At 35.0% G+C, this 1,240-nt stretch carries 1 protein-coding gene; it reads right to left on the bottom strand.

Annotated elements, in window-relative coordinates:
• The coding region (locus tag COD11_RS09210; RefSeq protein WP_255301575.1) for an IS110 family RNA-guided transposase at positions 1-983 on the bottom strand (983 nt) is incomplete at its 3' end.
• Positions 984-1,240 lie beyond the last annotated feature (257 nt).

Below are 1,240 nucleotides of genomic sequence, written 5' to 3'. Positions count from 1 at the left end.
GAAACAGCCCATGCAGCTTCGCACAATGCAGATTTAATATGTGGATTTCCTCTAACCGTTCTTGTACTTTTTCTTTTTCCTGCACTTTCATGATTTCCAGGTGACAACCCTGCCCATGAAGCGAGATGTTTAGAAGTTGGAAACTGTCCCATATCTACTCCAATTTCTGCAATGATGACTGCTGCTGTATCTTTTTTAATACCCGGCATTGTGATTAGAAGTTGAACCTCTTCCTGATAATCTAGTAAAATTTCATCGATCCTTTTCTCAATATCGGATATTAACGTTTCTAGATAGGTAATATGCATCCAGGATTGTTTAATTAGAAAAAGTTGATGGTCATTTAATGTACCGAATAATGAATCAGTAATCAATTGTTTTTTATGAGCCATTCTTCCATGTATCTTTTTTTCAACTTCTTCCTGATCAATAAAACCTTCAAATATTAGTTGTTCTAAGAGTTTCCTTCCTGAAACACCAAATACATCTGAAATAACTGTACTTAATTTAATGTTTGAAGTCTCTAACACTTTTTGAATTCGGTTCTTCTCAGATGTCATGTGCCCAATCCATTTCTTTCTAAGCCGTGTCAAATCTCGTAGATTTCGAAAGTCTTCTGGAGGGACAAAGCTTTTTTCAATTAGTCCATGTCTTAATAATTTGGCTATCCATTCTGCGTCCGAAACATCTGTCTTCCGACCTGGAACGTTTTTAATTCTTTGTGCATTAGCCAAAGTAATGTCAAAAAAATCTTCTAAGATGTTGTAAACTGGTTTCCAATAAACTCCCGTACTTTCCATTGCAATATGAGTAACTTCTTTTTCTTCTAACCATTTAAGAAGACGAAATAAATCCTTGGTTAAAGTTGGGAAAGTTTCAATCACTTTTTCCATATCAGTTTCTGAATCACCTAGTAATACACAAGCAACAATGGTTTCTGAGTGAACATCCAAACCGGCACAACATTTGTGTAAAGTCTCCACTTTATTCACCTTCGATAAGATTATTCCACAAACAGTGGAATGAATTTGAAATTAGACATTTTTCTGTTCGTAGTCATCTCTTAGAAAGAGAGCTAACAATAGGTTGTACACCAAATTCATTCCAACAGTTTTATTTACAGGGTAAAACCACCAATAAAAGACACGTTATATACTCACTGTTTGTGGTATCTACATTATGGGAGAGGGGAACCATTTTCATTCCTAGGTTGAGAGCGAAAGATCATAATTGTTTTATT

The sequence above is a fragment of the Bacillus sp. AFS040349 genome (assembly GCF_002577655.1).
GTDB lineage: Bacteria > Bacillota > Bacilli > Bacillales > Bacillaceae > Metabacillus.
The sequence above is the reverse complement of the archived record's forward strand: the minus strand, read 5'-3'. Positions and strand labels throughout refer to the sequence as shown.